14 protein-coding genes are annotated in these 16,848 nt (G+C 44.8%); all 14 read right to left on the reverse strand.

Features of this window, described 5'->3' with window-relative positions; genetic code table 11:
* Positions 1-7: 7 nt before the first annotated feature.
* The 14 genes from IGJ42_RS14755 to dtd all read right to left on the reverse strand — a co-directional run bounded on the left by IGJ42_RS14755 (position 8) and on the right by dtd (position 16,846).
* Entirely contained in the window at positions 8-1,462 is a 1,455-nt protein-coding gene (locus IGJ42_RS14755) for an ABC transporter permease (RefSeq protein ID WP_060792591.1), read from the reverse strand.
* A 272-nt stretch (positions 1,463-1,734) separates the two neighbouring features.
* Positions 1,735-3,120: an APC family permease gene (locus tag IGJ42_RS14760; protein WP_005233503.1), complete on the reverse strand. Its 1,386-nt coding sequence runs from the start codon at positions 3,118-3,120 to the stop codon at positions 1,735-1,737.
* A gap of 23 nt (positions 3,121-3,143) precedes the next feature.
* Positions 3,144-4,010: a GRP family sugar transporter gene (locus tag IGJ42_RS14765; protein WP_008379298.1), complete on the reverse strand. Its 867-nt coding sequence runs from the start codon at positions 4,008-4,010 to the stop codon at positions 3,144-3,146.
* Positions 4,011-4,125: 115 nt separating this feature from the next.
* Positions 4,126-5,163: a two-component system sensor histidine kinase SapS gene (gene sapS / locus IGJ42_RS14770; protein ID WP_430615783.1), complete on the reverse strand. Its 1,038-nt coding sequence runs from the start codon at positions 5,161-5,163 to the stop codon at positions 4,126-4,128.
* Positions 5,160-5,834: a two-component system response regulator SapR gene (gene sapR, locus IGJ42_RS14775; RefSeq protein WP_005227794.1), complete on the reverse strand. Its 675-nt coding sequence runs from the start codon at positions 5,832-5,834 to the stop codon at positions 5,160-5,162. Before sapR ends, sapS begins: the two co-directional genes overlap by 4 nt.
* Positions 5,835-5,993: 159 nt before the next feature.
* Positions 5,994-6,197, reverse strand: coding sequence for a hypothetical protein (locus IGJ42_RS14780; protein WP_005227790.1), 204 nt, complete (start codon positions 6,195-6,197; stop codon positions 5,994-5,996).
* Positions 6,198-6,216: 19 nt separating this feature from the next.
* Complete coding sequence (locus tag IGJ42_RS14785) at positions 6,217-7,722, reverse strand: phosphomannomutase/phosphoglucomutase (RefSeq protein ID WP_301388138.1); 1,506 nt, start codon at positions 7,720-7,722, stop codon at positions 6,217-6,219.
* Positions 7,723-7,825: 103 nt separating this feature from the next.
* Positions 7,826-8,320: a methylated-DNA--[protein]-cysteine S-methyltransferase gene (locus tag IGJ42_RS14790; RefSeq protein WP_005233483.1), complete on the reverse strand. Its 495-nt coding sequence runs from the start codon at positions 8,318-8,320 to the stop codon at positions 7,826-7,828.
* Between the two features lie 201 nt (positions 8,321-8,521).
* Complete coding sequence (locus IGJ42_RS14795; protein ID WP_430616156.1) at positions 8,522-10,444, reverse strand: ABC transporter ATP-binding protein; 1,923 nt, start codon at positions 10,442-10,444, stop codon at positions 8,522-8,524.
* Entirely contained in the window at positions 10,383-12,122 is a 1,740-nt protein-coding gene (locus IGJ42_RS14800; RefSeq protein WP_429946844.1) for an ABC transporter ATP-binding protein, read from the reverse strand. The genes IGJ42_RS14795 and IGJ42_RS14800 overlap by 62 nt, the downstream gene beginning before the upstream one ends.
* Positions 12,123-12,308: 186 nt before the next feature.
* Complete coding sequence (locus tag IGJ42_RS14805; RefSeq protein ID WP_087664554.1) at positions 12,309-13,856, reverse strand: PASTA domain-containing protein; 1,548 nt, start codon at positions 13,854-13,856, stop codon at positions 12,309-12,311.
* The gene (locus tag IGJ42_RS14810; protein WP_005227776.1) at positions 13,849-14,523 is read right to left on the reverse strand and encodes an ABC transporter ATP-binding protein; all 675 of its coding nucleotides are present in this window, start codon (positions 14,521-14,523) and stop codon (positions 13,849-13,851) included. Before IGJ42_RS14810 ends, IGJ42_RS14805 begins: the two co-directional genes overlap by 8 nt.
* Before the next feature lie 12 nt (positions 14,524-14,535).
* Complete coding sequence (locus tag IGJ42_RS14815) at positions 14,536-16,086, reverse strand: ABC transporter permease (protein ID WP_429946845.1); 1,551 nt, start codon at positions 16,084-16,086, stop codon at positions 14,536-14,538.
* A 313-nt stretch (positions 16,087-16,399) separates the two neighbouring features.
* Complete coding sequence (dtd, locus tag IGJ42_RS14820) at positions 16,400-16,846, reverse strand: D-aminoacyl-tRNA deacylase (protein ID WP_008382058.1); 447 nt, start codon at positions 16,844-16,846, stop codon at positions 16,400-16,402.
* Between the last annotated feature and the right edge of the window lie 2 nt (positions 16,847-16,848).

A 16,848-nucleotide genomic window follows, 5' to 3' on the forward strand; every position in this document is an offset into this window, starting at 1 on the left:
TCGCTCCTTACAGCATGATTTTTTTCGGATTCAACCGTAAAATGTACAACAGCGGCACCACTGCCGAAAGCAAGATCGTCACGATCCCAGTCGCTAAAAAGGCGATCACATAAGATAAGGTATATTGAACGCGAAACGCCTCGTTGATCGTCGCTTGGTCGATTTTCGGTGCCCCCACAAAGAATTGTTCCATCCCTGCCTGGTTTGCCTCTAGCATACTGCTGGCTAACAAAGATTCAGAAACCATCTTGCCCAGCATATTCCCTGTAACCAAGGAGATCAGCATTGCACTGACACCAATCAACAGGAGTTCGATCACAATCTGTGCAAACACGTATTTCCGGCGTTCCCCTAACGAAAGGTAGATGCCTAACTCATATTTACGATCACGGGTAAACAACACAATGATCAAGGAGATAATAATCAAGGAAGCAATCACCGCAATCACTACGACATACGAGGAAATTTGTGATAAGCGATTCATACTGGTTCCCACACGGTCATACTCATCCGTAGAAGCATTGACCTTATAGCCATTTGGCAAGAGTGGTGTCACCTCTTGTTTGAATTGTTCTGCATCTTCTGGTTGATTCAAAATAAATTGCGGGGTAAAGAAATCCTCGTCAGATCCGGGGTCTGTCGCTGGAAACGCCGCTTGTCGCCCCGCACGTTCCTCTTCAACAATCGTTTTCACAGCATCATTTGGCATATAGATCCGATTGAAGGGACGATCATCAAAAGCAAACGAGCTGACTCCCCCCTCTTGTCCTTGTTCATTCGCTTTTTCTAAGCTGGTATTTTTAAAGATCCCGACGATTTCGATAGGATAATCATTGCCTTTTTGTTTCTCTGGATCTCCACCAGATGAATAATCGATAAACTGTCCATCTAATACCATGGTGTCACCAACGGTCAAGCCGTTTTCCTGAGCCACCTCTTCAGAAATCAACCCTACACGTTTTCCGGTACGCTGTTCCTCTTCTGTAAAGAAGCGTCCCTGTGTTAAATTCACCGTATCTTCTTCAAAATCCAACGGTTGTAAGAGATTGGTTCCTGTTAAATAGACCCAAGAATCCATACCTCCAGAAACCATGATATTCTCGTTTTCAACTTCTGGTCTAAAACTATAGGGTTTGAATTTATCAACAGCAATCATTGCTTCTCGCAAATAGTCATACTGTTTGACTTCCGAGCGCTCGCCAATTTGTTTGATCAGCTCCTCCGGCAGCGGCTGAATCTCCTCCATACTTGTGCCGCCCTCACTATTTGCCATCAAGGCTTCATAGTCGATATCGATCGTTGCGAGGGAACCTAATTGGTTTTTGATCTGCTTTTCGACATTTTGAGTCGACTGATTGACCGCAATTGCTCCAGCGATTACATTTCCTAAAATTAGAATAACAGCAAACAATATTGCAGATTTTCCTCGCTTTCTCGTCACACTCAGCCATGCCCGTTTCATATAATTCAATTGCCAACATCCTCTCTTTTTTCTCTAACAAAAGCATACTGGATGAACCTTTAGCGAATCTGTCATTTGGAAAATTTCTCAAAAAAAGCAGATTCATAGAGGACTTTTGATCAAGAAAGACTGTCATTGCAATGATCAGCACCAGAAATGACTACTATTTGAATAACAAAAAAAGCCTCCTACAACGCTGCTTATAGGAAGCTCGGCTATATTTACATAAAAAAAGACAAAAACCGCATCCGGGTCTTTGCCTTTTCACAATCCTATTCGTCAATTTTCTCATTTAATTCGCTGTTACGATAGCCATATACAAAATAGATCGCGATTCCGATCACTAAGGAGATCCCAAAAACGATCCAGGTCGCCGTTTGTAGACGGGTCATCAAGAAGAGACAGCTGGCAACGGACAACAAAGGCAATAACGGTACCAGTGGTACTTTGAATTCGCCTTTAGCAGGTGGGCCCATCATCTTCCGCAGCTTGATGATTCCTAAGGACATTAAGATCATATACGACAATGCCGCAATGTTGGTCAATTCTGCCAAGATATTCAATGGGAAAGCTGCCGCAAAGAAGAAAGCAAAAACACCCGCGATGTAGGTCGCTTTCTTTGGTGTTTGATGCTTTGGATCAATGGCTTGCATCGCTTTTGGCAATAACCCATCTTTACTGATGGCATATAACAGACGCGCCAAGGAGTACATCATAGCGATCGTCACTGTTAATAAGGTCAAGATCGCACCCACAGAAATGATTGATCCGACAACCCCATGACCGACATAACGCATCGCAAAAGCTACCGGATCATTGACTCCTAATTCCGCAAACGGAACGATTCCCGTCATGATCAGTGTGACAATGATATAAAGGACAGTTGCGATCGCAATGGAACCAATGATTCCTCGAGGGACATTTTTCTTGGCATCTTCGACTTCTTCCGCTGCCATTGCGACGGCATCAAAGCCAAGAAAAGCAAAGAAGACTAACGCTGCACCATTAAAGACGCCTGAAAAACCAAAGGGCATAAAGGGCTGCCAGTTGTCTGGTTCCACGAAAAAGGCACCAAAGACGATAAACAAGAGGATCACACCGAATTTGACCCATACCATGGCATTGTTCAAACGTAACGCTTTTTTCGCTTCTTGGCTGACCCACAAGGTTACAAAAATAATGACTAAACCAGCGATCAAATCAATGTAGGTCCCCTTGCTTGGGTCATAACCGCCCGTCAACGCGGTTGGTAAATGGATATCCGCACTGGCCAAAAAGCCTTGCACATAGCCTGACCAGCCAGATGCCACCGAAGAAACGGCCAATAAGAACTCGCAAATCAAAAACCAGCCTGCCAGCCACGCGGTAAATTCACCAAAAACGACATACAGATACGAATAGGCGCCCCCTAAAACGGGGATCCGAGAAGCAAATTCCGCAAAAGAAAGCCCTGATAACACAACAACGATACCAGCTACAACAAAGGAAAGAATCAATGCCGGTCCGGCATACTCAGCAGAAGCAGTCCCTGTAACAACAAAGATACCTGTGCCGATAATGGCGCCGATCCCCAACATAATCAAATCTTTTAACTTCAACTCTTTTTTTAAATTCGTCACACTTTCCCGTTGTATGACTTTTTTTCGAAATAAATCCATAACTCCTCCTCAAAAATATACGTTTATGTTGCTTTCATATACCCCAGCAAAACACCGCCGATAATCACCAGCAGACAACCAATCACCACATACCGCAGTTCTTTTTTGGTTTTCTTTTCGCCGAGAATAAAAATCCCGCCTAGCGTTGAAATGATGATTCCCATCTGCGACAATGAGAAGCCCACCGCGAGTCCGACTTGCTGAACCGTGATCAGCATGCAGACATTGCCGATGCCCCATAACAATCCTGACAAGGTATTTTTCCCTACAAAACGGTCGACCTTCGTCTTTCTTAAAGCAAATAGGCTGGCACCGATCAGCATCCCGACACTTTGTGGCAAAATGATCGCCAATGGGTCCAATCCTGCCCAAGTAATCAAAATCGTATAGGCGCCGTACCCAATCGTGGATGAGATCAATGCCCGAAATCCTTTAGGAAAATCAAGCATCTTGCTGCCGGCTTCTACCGGACTTTCACCATCTTGGCGAGCGGTCAGATAAGCCCCGATCACCAATAAGATCAATGCGCTAACACCTAATGCATAATCGCGGGTCTGGGTCCATTCCGCAAAAAACAATGCACCGGCGACCGTATTTAAAATCAGCTGCATGCCGGTTGAAAGCGGCAGTCCAACAGACACACCTAAATATTTCATGCCATGGAATTGACCGTTTTGACCGACGGACCAAAAGAGACCAGACAAAAGACCGATCAAAATCACCTTTCCATCAATCACTGGCATCGTCACAAAATATACGACCAGAGAAAAGAAAAAGGCACCAATCGTCATTCCTAGCGTTTGCTGGTTCGCATCCCCGCCAAGTTTGGCACTTACTAAACCAATGCTGCCCCACGCAAACATTGGTACTAATGCAACGAGTATCTCCATTTCATTCATCCTTACCATTCAATTTTAAACACAGGCTTTAGTGTATCAGTGAAAACGTTCTAGGGACAAGTGATTTTTGTCAAAAAACACAAAAAGATACTCGAAAAAAAGCAGATTAGCGTTTTTCCTCATAATAACTCAACAAGGGAAAGAACAGCGTCATGGTGGTTCCTTTTCCAACTGTCGACGAAGCCGTTAGCTCGATGCCTAATTTCTTCGCTAAACTTTTCGCTAAAAAGAGCCCTAATCCCGTCGAGTGGGTGTCCGTTTGGCGCCCATTTTCGCCCGTAAAGCCTTTATCAAAGATGCGACGCATGTCTTCTTTAGGAATGCCGATCCCACTATCTTGCAAGTGGAGATAGGTTCCTTGGGCATCTTTTTCGATCCGAATCGTCAGCTGCCCATTTTGTGGTGTGTACTTAACGGCATTGCTGACCAATTGTCGAAAGATAAAGCCGAGCCATTTTTCATCGGTCAACACTTGCTGATCCTCACCTTCAACGGCATAGTGCAGGTTCTTTTGGATAAAATAATTTGCCTGACTGCGTAAAACCGGCTGGATGACGGCTTTCAATGAAATTTCTTGGACCAGATAATCTTTTGAAAAGCTGTCCAAACGGGCGACGTACAAGACTTGCTCGACGTATTCGTTCATGCGGTTCAATTCATTTTCTAGTAAGATGAATTTTTCATCTGGAATATCAAATTCGATCGAATGCAAAAGCAATCGTGATGCGGCTAAAGGTACTTTGATTTCATGGACCCACGAATCGATGTATTCCTTTTGTTCTTCTTGATTGCTGACGACTTGCTGCATCAATTCTTGGTGCTCTCGGATCAACTGATTGATGTAAGATTCGATCCGTTCTTCTTCCGCCGAGCGTGCTCCTTGCAAGTAGTTTTGCAGCAAGCTGTCTCCGGGCTTGGGGGTGATTTTTTGCCAAAAACGCCGCTTAGATAAGTAGCTGATTGCCAAAAAGAACACCATCAAGACACTTTGCATCAAAAAGAGATAGCCGACTGTACCCCAATCCATCGGGGAATGAGGAGTCAGCCAAAAAACTAAGACCGTCAACACGAAAAAGACCAGCCAGCCAATAAACAGCAGCCAACGATCTTTCAAAAAACTGCGCAAAACCCGCCACTTTGTCATGGTACGATATACCCTTGACCAACCTTGGTCTCAATGTAGCCATTCATCCCCGCTTGTTCGATTTTTCGTCGCAAACGATTGATATTGACCGTCAAGGTATTGTCATCTACAAAACGCTCGTCATCCCATAAGGCCCGCAAGAGTTTTTCACGACTTAAAATCTTGCCGTGATTTTTCATCAAAATATACAGCAGGCGGTATTCGTTTTTGCTAAGATCGATGCTTTCGCCATTGATATACATGCTGCTGTTGTCGATATTGAGGGTCAAACCGTTATGCACTAACGTCTCGCTGCTGCTTTCTACATAGTTGTAGGAACGGCGCAATAAGGCATTGATTTTTGCAATCAGAACGTCGATCTCAAAAGGTTTTGTCACAAAATCGTCCGCCCCCATATTCATGGCCATGATCATATCCATATTGGTATTGCGACTGGAAATAAAAATGATTGGTACTTTGGAAGCTTCGCGGATTTTTTGACACCAATAGTAGCCATCAAAAACCGGCAAATTAATATCCAGTAAAATCAGTTGGGGCTCTTGTTCTTCAAAGTCAGTCAACACTTGATGGAAATCCGTCGTGCCAAAGGTCTCAAACTGCCATTTTTCTAGTTCTTCGATAATCAGTTGGCGAATCACCGCTTCATCTTCTACTACCATTATTTTTGCCATATCCGTGAATTCCCTCACTTTGCGTAATTTTCTCCTCTTTACTTTATCAAATATCAAAAACGAATGCGAACATTAATCGCCGTTTTTAGCAAACCCTAAAAAACCTCTTCACTGTCCTGAGGAATCAGTGAAGAGGCAAACAAAAAACGGACGACTAGGTTACTCGATGATCTCAACAGTCTCAATTAGTAGTTTTCCGATAAACAATAAAATCCCATCGAAAAAAAGCACACTCATGTTGACACCTAATAGCATTGATAACCGTTCAACGACATCGATTTTTGGTCGTTTGTTCAAATAACGAAACAAGAAAAAATTCACACCATACGTCACTGCCATGATCAGCAGCATCAAGATCACCATTTTAGTTCCCTGCTTTTCTTCAAATTTTTGGTTGCTGTGCTAAAAACTGTGTCAGTTTACTTTGATCGATGGCTTCATACTGCGATAGGAAGCGACCGATTGCTTGAACGACTGCCGGTAGATGACCCGCTTCATCATTTTCGATCTGCAGCACCAGCAGTGGTTCGTGCAAGCTCATTCGCAGCAAGAACCAGCCTTGGCCATAGGGCGCTGTCAAGTTGATGCGAATGCCTTCCTCATTTTCTGGATCGATCTGCCAGCCTGGCAGCAAATGATCGGCTAAATCCGCGATCACTTGGCGACCATAGTCTTGATAGTCGGCTTTTTGGATCGCAAAGCGCAATTCTTGGGTCTCGGCGGGTTGTTGCAACGCCGCGATCAGCTCATCCAGTGTCGTGCCTTGCTGTTGCAATTGTGGCAGCATCATCAAGAGCTTGGCGATCACGTACGCCCCGTCATCTAAAAAGAAATTTTCTTTAAACGCGGCATGCCCGCTGGTTTCGATGGCTAACTGTGTGTCCAGTCCTGCTTCATTCAATTCAATCGCTTTGTTGATCACATTGCGGTAGCCAGAAATATAGCGTACTTGCTGTCCTCCCAGTGCTTCGATAAAGGTTTTTAAATGATTAGAGGTTGGTGAATTAGTGACGATACGCGTGCCAGGGTGTTCCGCTAAGATGATCTTGCTTAATACAGCAATCATATTGTTGCGGTTCAAGGGCTCACCGCTTTTGGTCACGACAGCCGAGCGGTCGACATCGGTATCGAAAATAATGCCTAGATCGGCTTGTTCTCGTAAGACGGCTTCACGAATACTTGCCATCGCCTCTTTATTGTCTGGATTAGGGATATGATTGGGAAAATGCCCATCCGGTTCTAAAAATTGCGAGCCATTCGTATCTGCCCCTAGCGGCAGCAACACTTTTTCAGCAAAAAAGCCGCCGGCACCATTGCCTGCATCAACAATGATCTTTAATCCAGCCAAAGGTTTTTCCTCATTGGTTCCCATCCCTTGGCGAATTTTTTGCAGTAGATCTTGGGCATAAGGCGTCAGCAGGTCTTTTTGCTGATAGCTTCCTTTTTCCGCTGCCTCATGAACGGTAGTGTGGGTCAAAATATAGTGGATATCCATTTTTTCGGCACCGCCTTGGCGGCTGAAAATTTTTATTCCATTAAAGTAATAAGGCAAATGACTCGCTGTCAGCATCACACCAGCATCACAGTCGAAATCCGCAAACTGTGTGCTCATAAACATGGCTGGTGTCGTTGCCAAGCCACAATCGATCACTGCCACGCCTTCTTGCTGCAGCTGTGCCATCAACACTTCTTGCAGTGCTTCGCCACTCAAGCGACTGTCACGACCGACTGCCACGCGAAAAGGTCCGCTGCCCTTTGTTTCCAACCAGTTGCACAAGCCCGAAGCAACTTGCCGAACCGCTTGCTCCGTCAGCGTCACCTGTTCTTTTTCTGTTGCGATCGCAATCCCTCGAATATCAGAACCATTTTGCAAATCAACGATGTTCATTTCCTCCACCCCTTCTTGTAACCGGAATCAATTTTATTATACCAGAGAAAAAAGGAAATGAAATTGCTTTTTAGTATTTTTTACTATAAATAGTTTACTTTCCTTATTCTTTAAACGGAATCCCTTCCAGTTGCAGTAGTCGGCGTTTGGTTGCTAACCCGCCCCGATACCCCGTCAAGCGGCCGTTTTTTCCTAACACCCGATGACAAGGAACCACGATCATCATTGGGTTACGCCCCACTGCGTTGGCGACAGCTCGGACAGCGGTCGGACGTTGAATGCGCAGCGCCAAGTCACTGTACGTAGTGGTTTCACCATAAGGAATTTGGGTCAGTGCTTGCCAAACGGTTTGTTGAAACGGTGTCCCTACAAAATCAAACGCAAAAGTAAACGTCACTGGTTCCCCTGCAAAATAAGCTTGCAGCTGCGTTTCAATTACTGGATCAAGGTCAGCTATACTACTGATTTCAGCCAATGGAAAGAATTTGAGTAATTCATGATGATCCTGCTGCCGACCAAAATACACTAGCCCTTTTTCCGATTGGACCACCTCATACCATTCTTCGTCTAAAACGATCTTTGCCAATGCTAGTTTCATATTTTCACCTCATGGAATCCATTTTCCGCAGCACAACTGCTTACGTGCTGCCGCCGTTCTACGGCTGTCTCAGTGACAGTATACCATTTTTTCGAGCTGCGCAAAAAAACCGACTGGCTTACTGCCAATCGGTCGTTGCAAACAAGGGGAAAATAGGCAGATCGCCAGTCGCTGCAGCTTCAAGCCGTAGCAATGGCAGAATCAATCCAATTCGATTTTCCCAGTATATAGCTGATAATAGGTGCCTTTTTCTTCCAACAGCGTTTCATGGGTCCCCCGCTCAATGATACGGCCATGATCCATCACCATGATGGCATCGGAGTTTTGGATTGTAGACAATCGATGGGCGATCACAAACACGGTCCGTCCAGACATCAAACGATCCATCCCTGATTGGACGATACGCTCTGTACGGGTATCGATGCTTGAGGTGGCTTCGTCTAAGATCATCACTGGCGGATCAGCGATCGCTGCGCGAGCAATTGCCAACAGCTGCCGTTGACCTTGGGAAAGCCCTTCGCCATCGCCCGTGATCACGGTGTCGTATTTTTCTGGCAAATGGTTGATAAACATGTCGGCATTGGCTAGTTTCGCTGCTGCCAGCACTTCTTCATCACTAGCATCCAGTTTTCCGAAGCGAATATTCTCGCGAATCGTTCCAGTAAACAAATGGGTGTCTTGCAAAACGATTCCTAATGAGCAACGGAGGGATTCCAGATGGATTTTTTCAATATTGATACCATCATAGCGAATCTTCCCGTCTTGGATGTTGTAGAACCGATTGATCAGATTGGTAATCGTTGTCTTACCAGCACCTGTTGCACCAACAAAGGCAACTTTTTGCCCAGGCTCTGCATACAGATTGATCTCATGTAAGACCAGTTGATTATCGACATAGCCGAAATCAACATCTTCAAACCGCACGTCTCCCGTCACTTCCGTATAGGTAATGGTTCCATCCTCGTGGGGATGTTTCCACGCCCACGTGCCTGTTCGTTCTTTGGTTTCAACTAGTTGACCTTGCGACCATTTGGCATTGACCAGTGTGACGTAGCCATGATCGATTTCTGGCGTTTCATCTAATAGGTTGAAAATTCGCTCAGCACCGGCTAATGCCATGATCACAAAGTTGATTTGTTGTGATACTTGGCTGATAGGGCCATTCAATGAACGGCTCAGTTGCAAGAAAGAAGCGATCATCCCGACCGTCAGTCCAGAAACACCATTGATGGCAAACAGGCCACCAATGATGGCGATCAAGACATATTGGACATTTAGTAAGTTCATCATGATCGGCATCAAGGTATTGGCATTGACATTGGCTTTAGTGGCACTTTCTTGCAGTTGATCATTTAAGGCATCAAATTCTTCCATGACGATTTTTTCATGATTGAAGATTTTGACGACTTTTTGTCCGTGCATCATTTCTTCGATATACCCGTTGACAGCGCCTAAATCTCGTTGCTGTGCGCCAAAGAAGCGGCCGCTGCGGCGAGAAATGATGCGGATCACATTCAGCATCAAAATAACCGACAGCATCACGAACAGAGTCAATGGAACACTGATGGAGAACATGGCGATAAAGACAGAACAAAAGGTTACCGCCGCCATCATCAAGTTTGGAATACTTTGGGAGATCATTTGACGCAACGTGTCCGTATCGTTGGTAAAGTGACTCATGATGTCGCCATCTGAGCGGGCATCAAAGTAGCCGACTGGTAGAGACTGCATATGTGTAAACATTTGGTCACGGATTTTTTTCTGCGTGCCCTCACTGATCTTGACCATCATAAAGTTATAGATCAGTGCGGCCAAGATCCCAATCAGGTAGATGATCGCCATTTGGACGATCGCCCGAAACAAGCCGCCAAAATCAGGATTGGCTTGCCCTAAAAGCGGTGTGATATGATCGTCGATCACGACTTGTAAAAACAACGAACCACGAACGTTGGCAAAAGCACTTAACAAGATCATAACAACGACGAATAGGAGTTGTCCTTTGTAGTCGCCAAACATCGTTCGCAATAAACGTTTTAATGTGCGCTTGGGATTTGCTGCTTGTCTATTCTTCACCTTCACCAAATCCTTTCTGCTGCGAATGGTACACTTCTTGATAGATGGCATTGTTTGCCAACAATTCTTCGTGGGTACCGATGCCATTGATTTTGCCATCATCCATTACGATGATCCGGTCGGCGTCTTCGATCGAATTGATCCGTTGGGAAATAATGATCGTCGTCGTTCCCGGAATTTCTCGTTTCAAGCCTTCGCGGATACTGCGATCGGTTTTGGTGTCGACGGCACTAGTAGAATCATCGAGAATCAAGATTTTCGGTTTCTTTAATAAGGCGCGAGCAATCGTCAACCGTTGTTTTTGCCCACCGGAAACATTGTTCCCTCCTTGTGAGATCTGCGTTTCATATTTATCAGGAAACTCTTGAATGAAGGGATCGGCTTGTGCAATCGTCGCCACGCGCTGGATCTCTTCATCCGACGCCTCTTCATTGCCCCAACGTAAATTGTCGTTGATGGTGCCGCTAAAGAGTACATTGTTTTGCAAGACCATACTTACTTGGTCCCGCAATGCTTCTAAATCATAGTCGTGAACATCATGACCGCCGACGATGACACGCCCTTCAATCACATCATATAAGCGCGGGATCAGCTGGACGAGGGTGGATTTCCCGCTCCCGGTTCCACCAATGATCCCAATGACTTCACCGGATTCGATGCGTAGATTCGCATCGGTCAGCGCCAACTTGTTTTTGTCATTGGCGTAACTAAAGCCGACATTTTCAAAAATGATGGAGCCGTCTTTGATTTCTTTGACTGGCTCGTCGGGATTTTTCAAGTCACTTTCTTCATCTAATACTTCCACGACCCGTTCTGCCGACGTTCGTGCGATCAAAATCTGCACGAAAGCCATCGACATCATCATCAAGCTCATCAAAATCTGCATCGTGTAGTTGAACATGCTGACTAATTCACCAGTCGTCAGGCTACTTTGTTCCACGATCAACTGGGCACCAAACCATGACAAGAGCAACATACATGTATAGACTGCAAATTGCAACAATGGCATGTTAAAAGAGACGATTCGTTGCGCAAGAGTGAAATTCCGATAAACATCGGTGGACACTTCGCCAAACAGTTCTTCTTGTTGTTCTTCCCGGACATACGATTTCACGACGCGAACCCCTTGTAGATTCTCTTGCACCACATTATTCAAGCGGTCATAAATGCGGAATACTTTTAGAAATAGCGGGTGGGCAAAACGAATCACTAAGGCAAGGCCAATCGCTAAGATCGGTAAAACAACTAAGTAGATCGTCATAAGTTCTGGGCTGATGGTGCTAACCATTGCAAGTGAGAAAATCAGAACTAACGGACTGCGGACCAGAATACGAATAATCATTTGATACGCATTTTGGACGTTGGTCACGTCAGTGGTCAAGCGGGTGATCAAACTGGAGGAAGAAAAGCGGTCAATGTTTGAAAAGGAAAAATCTTGGATTCGGCGAAACAGATTGTGCCGCAGGTTGCGGGCAAAACCAGCCGAAGCGATCGCTGCCGTTCGTCCGCCAAGCGTTCCTAAAAGTAATGCGATCAAGGAACATAAAAAAAGCAAGCCGCCATCTCTTAGAATCACACCGGCGTCTCCTTTTTCGATCCCTTGGTCGATCATCATGGCCATGATCAGGGGCATAATGACATCTAAGGCAACCTCTCCTGCTACATACACAGGGGTCAGCAAGCTGTCCTTCTTATAGCTGCCAACATTCGCGAGTAATTTTTTTATCATTTGTTTCGTCCCTTCTATAGATGGCACTGCGGAGCCATTTTTTCTCGTTACCATCAAGTTTACTTTATCGATCCAGCGATTTCAAGCGGCTCGCTCGTGTTTTTTTTACAATTAGTAAGTAAAAACACCCTTCCAAAGAAGGGTGCTTACCTTTTGATGCTGTGTGAAAAAGTGTCGGTTGCGAGATTATTCGGCAGCAGATGAACCAGCGGTACTGACCGGTTCATCCGCCTCCCCGCCATCCTCTGCCGGCGGTGTTTGGGTACTGCCTTGCAGATTGCCGCGGCTGATACCGATGGTGATCCACGTTTCTAGGGGAATGAACTCGCCGTAGCGGCTCATTTCAACGACGGTTCCTTTTGGTTCCGCCGAATCGACATAGTAGATTTCGTAATAGACATTGGCGCCTTTTGATTTGTATTCATCAAAGAATAGTTTTGGCAAGTCGCCTTCCGTTGCTTGGAAACGGATGTCTTTCAAATACGGTCTGCCTAATGAGTAGACGACTTTGACAGTTGGCAAAGTATCGCTTTCGCTGTACTCTTTGCCCGCTTCCTCCGACTGACTCAAGAAACTACCATACGCCACTTGATCGGAATAGACCGTGCTGACTTGCAGCGGGATTTTTGATTCTAGTCCTTGGGCTTCTTCGATCGTGTATTGTGAAAAATCTGGAACGGTCAAAGCTTGGCCTTTTGAGACCTTCACCACAAATTCTTCTTTTTTCGCAAGTTTGCTGCCTTTGACTGGTTCTTGTGAAACGACCAGATCCAGGGCGACACTGTCAGAAAAGACGGTTTCTTCTTTGTATTTCAAGTCATTCTTTTTCGCCCATTCAGAAGCTTCACTTTTGGCTTTGCCTGTAAAATCAGGTACTTCAATATTTTTTTCAAAGACTTCTTTGCCCTTTGAATAGTAGACACTCAAACGGTCTTTGCGTTTGTATTCGGCTAAATCAAGCTCTTTGTTGGCCGCCTCTTGTTTGATAAAAGCTTCTGCTGCTACATTGTCGTCAAATTGTTCGATCAAAGAGAGGTTTTCGGCTTTATTGCTAGCGATCCAATCTTTTGCTTCGGTCACTTGCATCGCTGAAAAATCCGGTAGCTCTAAGCGTTCTTCAGGATCAGGCCCGAGACTCGCCGTCAGTGTCAGTGTGGCACCCTTCTTGATTTTTTTCTCAGGGTCGACACTTTGGTCGATTACTTGGTTGACGTCTTTGTCAAAGTCATATTCTTGCTCCACTTTGATAGCGACGCCTTCTTCCATGCCCCACGTCCGCGCTTCTGACAGATCTTGGGCAGTGAAATCCGGCACCTTCACATGGGTCATCTGATAATAGACGATCCCGATCACGGCAACCGCCAAGGCGGTCAGTAAAGCAATCAGCAAGATTTTTTTCTGCTGACGCTTTTTGTAGGTCGGATCAAATTCCGTTTCTTCTTTACCAAAACGGCTGACTGGTTCCTTTGATGCTACCTTCTCAGTCGCAGAACTCGCCGCTTTTGCTTCAGTCGTCTGTGTTTGTTGACGGGCTGCCGAGCGACTCATCGGCTCACTAGCTGTCGGCTCTTCTGATTGGTGAACCGTCGTTGGCTCCGCTGGTTTGCTCGCTTGCTCCGCGCCTCTTGCATTTTGATCTCCGACAGGTTCGCTAGTTTTTTTCTCGCTATTGCCAGCGGATTTCTTTTTGCCATCATAGTTGTCCGGGCTAAAATTTGATAAAAAATCACTCATGTTTACTCAACACACCTTTACGTAAATACAAGACTTCATCCGCTTGTTGAGCGATCTCGTTAGCGTGGGTCACGACGATCACACATTTGTTGTGGACGTGTGCCAGCTCCTTAAAGATATCAATGATCTCTTGTTCCATTTCTTCATCCAAATTCCCGGTTGGTTCGTCCGCTAAAATGATATCGACATTGGTGGCTAACGCCCGGGCGATCGCTACCCGCTGTTGTTCTCCACCAGATAATTGATTGACGAGCCGATCGGCTTTTTCTTTGGTGATGCCTATATAATCCAGTAAATTGTATGCCACTTCTCGCTGATTGTCTGGCAGCTGATTTTTCGTGATCGCCATCGGCACTAAGACATTTTCAACTGCACTTAAATAGGGAATCAGATTATAGCTTTGGAAAATGATACTGATGTCGTCGCGGCGATAATTTTCATGCCCAATTTTTTCGATATCGGTGCCTTCATAAAGTACTTGACCGCTTTTCGGACTATCCAACGCACTGATCAAGGATAAAAACGTCGTTTTTCCCGAACCAGATTGCCCTAAGATGGCATAGAAAGTCCCTTTTTCAAAAGAAACAGAGGTCTCTTTCAGTATATAGCGGCGCTGATCGCCGTCTTGGTAATAGTAATCGACTGCTTTGGTTTCTAATAAAGTCATCGTTGGTTCCTCCTACATCATGATTTTCTTTGGATTCAAGCGTAAAATATACAATAGCGGTAAAATAGCTGAGAACAAGACGGTTCCTAAACCTAACAGCAGATACGTAATGATGTAGCCTGCTGAGAAGGACACTTGATAGGCATTCTTGATATCCATGTAATCAATATCAGCTGCCATCAAACCGCCAGAATAAACACCGCCCATATCATTTTGATTGCTCATCCAATCGTTTTGCATCAAGGTATTTGAAACGGCACCACCTAATAAGTTCCCGGTCACTAAGGACAATAGCAGTGCGGCTAAACTAACCAGCAAGACTTCAATCACGATCTGTCCAATGACTTTCCCACGGCTTTCCCCTAAGGAGAGATAGATGCCCAATTCTTGTTTCCGATCTCGTAAGAAAAGCAAGACCACTAAGGAAATAATAAAGATGGTTGCGATCGACGCAATGATCACGATGTAATTTGCGATCACCCCTAACCGAGTAAAGCCACCGGCGATCTGCTCGTATTGATCCGTATTAGCAATGACACGATAATATTGGGGCAATAACGCACCGGCTTCTTGTTTAAAGGCTTCGACGTCATCCGTTGAATTTAGGACAAAGATCGGTTGATAATAGGCGTCTGACTCTTCTTCGATCACTTCTTGACCCCAAAGTTTTTCAGACTGCAATTTGTTAAAATCTTGCACTAAATTATTGCTAGCATAAAAGGTATTGATTTGTTCCATCACTTGCCATACCTGATCACTATTTTGTGAATCACTTTGATCTGATGAACTACTTTGATTGCTTTGATCCTTTTTAATTACAGAAAAGATCCCTGCAATGGTCACGGGATAATCAAAGGTCGCGACACGATTGCCACTCTCAGCCGTTTCGTCCGTCGCATCCTCACTATCATCACTTACTCCCTCGCTTGAACCACCTTCCATCATGACTTCTGCCCGTGTATCCCATACCAATTGATCACCGACACTCAGGTTATTCAATTCTGCGATTTCTTTACTGATCAATACCGCGTTCGTCAACTCACTGACATCTTTTTCTGTCAATCCCTCGCCTTCCTCCAAGCGAATCAAGCCTTCTTGCATGTCTAATGGCTCAACCAAATTTCCGCCCTTCAAAGAGAAATAGTTGCCACCCATGCCGACCGAGCCATCCTCCGGCGTATAGGCTTTCAATTTTGTTGTTTCTAACCACGCTTGATTTTGGTAATCAAAATATTTCACATAGCTTAATTGACCGATTTGCTCATAAAGATCCAGCGCTGGTGGTTTCGGATAAAAATCTTCTTGAGACCGCTCTTCCTCCGAAGCATCCGCATGGTCTTTTTCAAAACCTTCCCAATCCATTTCCACCGTAGCTACGTTCCCCATTTTGCGTTTCGTCTCTCGCTCCACGTTGGCAGTGGATTGTTGAATTGCTACAGCACCAGCGATCACATTGCCTAAAATAAATAGAACTAAAAATAAAATAAATGATTTCCCTTTTCTTCTGGTGATACTCTTTAATGCACGCTGCCAAAAGTTCATTGTTATTTCCTCCAGTGACATTATTTTTTAACAATTATTCCATACTTCTCCCTCAAGAACAATCGCAATAAAGGATCGTTTTTCGAATTTAAAATATTAAAAAACGGGTGAAAAAGATATTTCCATTTAATAACCCTTATAAAAGAACAAGAAAAAGATGTTAAATAACAAATAAAAGAATGGAATTTTTGCTAACAGTTTTGTAAGATTTCCCGATTTCAACTTAGATTTCACTTGGATTCCATCAAAAATGCTTAGCGCTTTCGAGAGTATAAAAAAAACGAAGGAATTCTCCGACTCTTTTCCAGCGAGAAAATCCTTCGTTTTGTATTCCCTATTTTTCTTTCGTATCGATCACGATCGTCACCGGGCCATCATTGACCAAGGCGACTTGCATATCTGCGCCAAATTTTCCAGTAGCAACAGTGATGCCTTCGGCTTGTAAACCTTCATTAAAGGCTTCGTAAAGCGGGGTCGCAATACTTGGCGGTGCCGCTTGAATGAAACTAGGGCGATTGCCTTTCTTGGTCTCCCCATAAAGGGTGAACTGTGAAATACTCAAGACCGCGCCGTTTATGCTTTCCAGTGACCGATTCATTTTGCCCTCTTCGTCTTCAAAAACCCGCAGATTTTTGATTTTTCTTACGAGATAAGCCACATCGTCGCCTGTATCCTCATGGGTGATCCCCAACAAAACCATGAACCCTTGTTGGATCGCACCGACGATATTGTCCTCAATCGACACGCTTGCTTGACTGACTCGCTGGATCACTGCCCGCATTC

Origin of the sequence: Enterococcus sp. DIV1067f (assembly GCF_050543505.1) — a bacterium.
Lineage (GTDB): Bacteria > Bacillota > Bacilli > Lactobacillales > Enterococcaceae > Enterococcus_D > Enterococcus_D entomosocium.

Bases quoted from the DNA above. Each gene is read 5' to 3' on its own strand.
- IGJ42_RS14795 (WP_430616156.1), bottom strand. From the start codon at position 10,444: ATGCCATCTATCAAGAAGTGTACCATTCGCAGCAGAAAGGATTTGGTG.
- IGJ42_RS14805 (WP_087664554.1), bottom strand. From the start codon at position 13,856: ATGAGTGATTTTTTATCAAATTTTAGCCCGGACAACTATGATGGCAAA.
- IGJ42_RS14780 (WP_005227790.1), bottom strand. From the start codon at position 6,197: ATGGTGATCTTGATGCTGCTGATCATGGCAGTGACGTATGGTGTGAAT.
- IGJ42_RS14800 (WP_429946844.1), bottom strand. From the start codon at position 12,122: ATGATAAAAAAATTACTCGCGAATGTTGGCAGCTATAAGAAGGACAGC.
- IGJ42_RS14790 (WP_005233483.1), bottom strand. From the start codon at position 8,320: ATGAAACTAGCATTGGCAAAGATCGTTTTAGACGAAGAATGGTATGAG.
- dtd (WP_008382058.1), bottom strand. From the start codon at position 16,846: ATGCGGGCAGTGATCCAGCGAGTCAGTCAAGCAAGCGTGTCGATTGAG.
- IGJ42_RS14815 (WP_429946845.1), bottom strand. From the start codon at position 16,086: ATGTCACTGGAGGAAATAACAATGAACTTTTGGCAGCGTGCATTAAAG.
- sapS (WP_430615783.1), bottom strand. From the start codon at position 5,163: ATGACAAAGTGGCGGGTTTTGCGCAGTTTTTTGAAAGATCGTTGGCTG.
- IGJ42_RS14810 (WP_005227776.1), bottom strand. From the start codon at position 14,523: ATGACTTTATTAGAAACCAAAGCAGTCGATTACTATTACCAAGACGGC.
- IGJ42_RS14755 (WP_060792591.1), bottom strand. From the start codon at position 1,462: ATGAAACGGGCATGGCTGAGTGTGACGAGAAAGCGAGGAAAATCTGCA.
- sapR (WP_005227794.1), bottom strand. From the start codon at position 5,834: ATGGCAAAAATAATGGTAGTAGAAGATGAAGCGGTGATTCGCCAACTG.
- IGJ42_RS14760 (WP_005233503.1), bottom strand. From the start codon at position 3,120: ATGGATTTATTTCGAAAAAAAGTCATACAACGGGAAAGTGTGACGAAT.
- IGJ42_RS14785 (WP_301388138.1), bottom strand. From the start codon at position 7,722: ATGAACATCGTTGATTTGCAAAATGGTTCTGATATTCGAGGGATTGCG.
- IGJ42_RS14765 (WP_008379298.1), bottom strand. From the start codon at position 4,010: ATGGAGATACTCGTTGCATTAGTACCAATGTTTGCGTGGGGCAGCATT.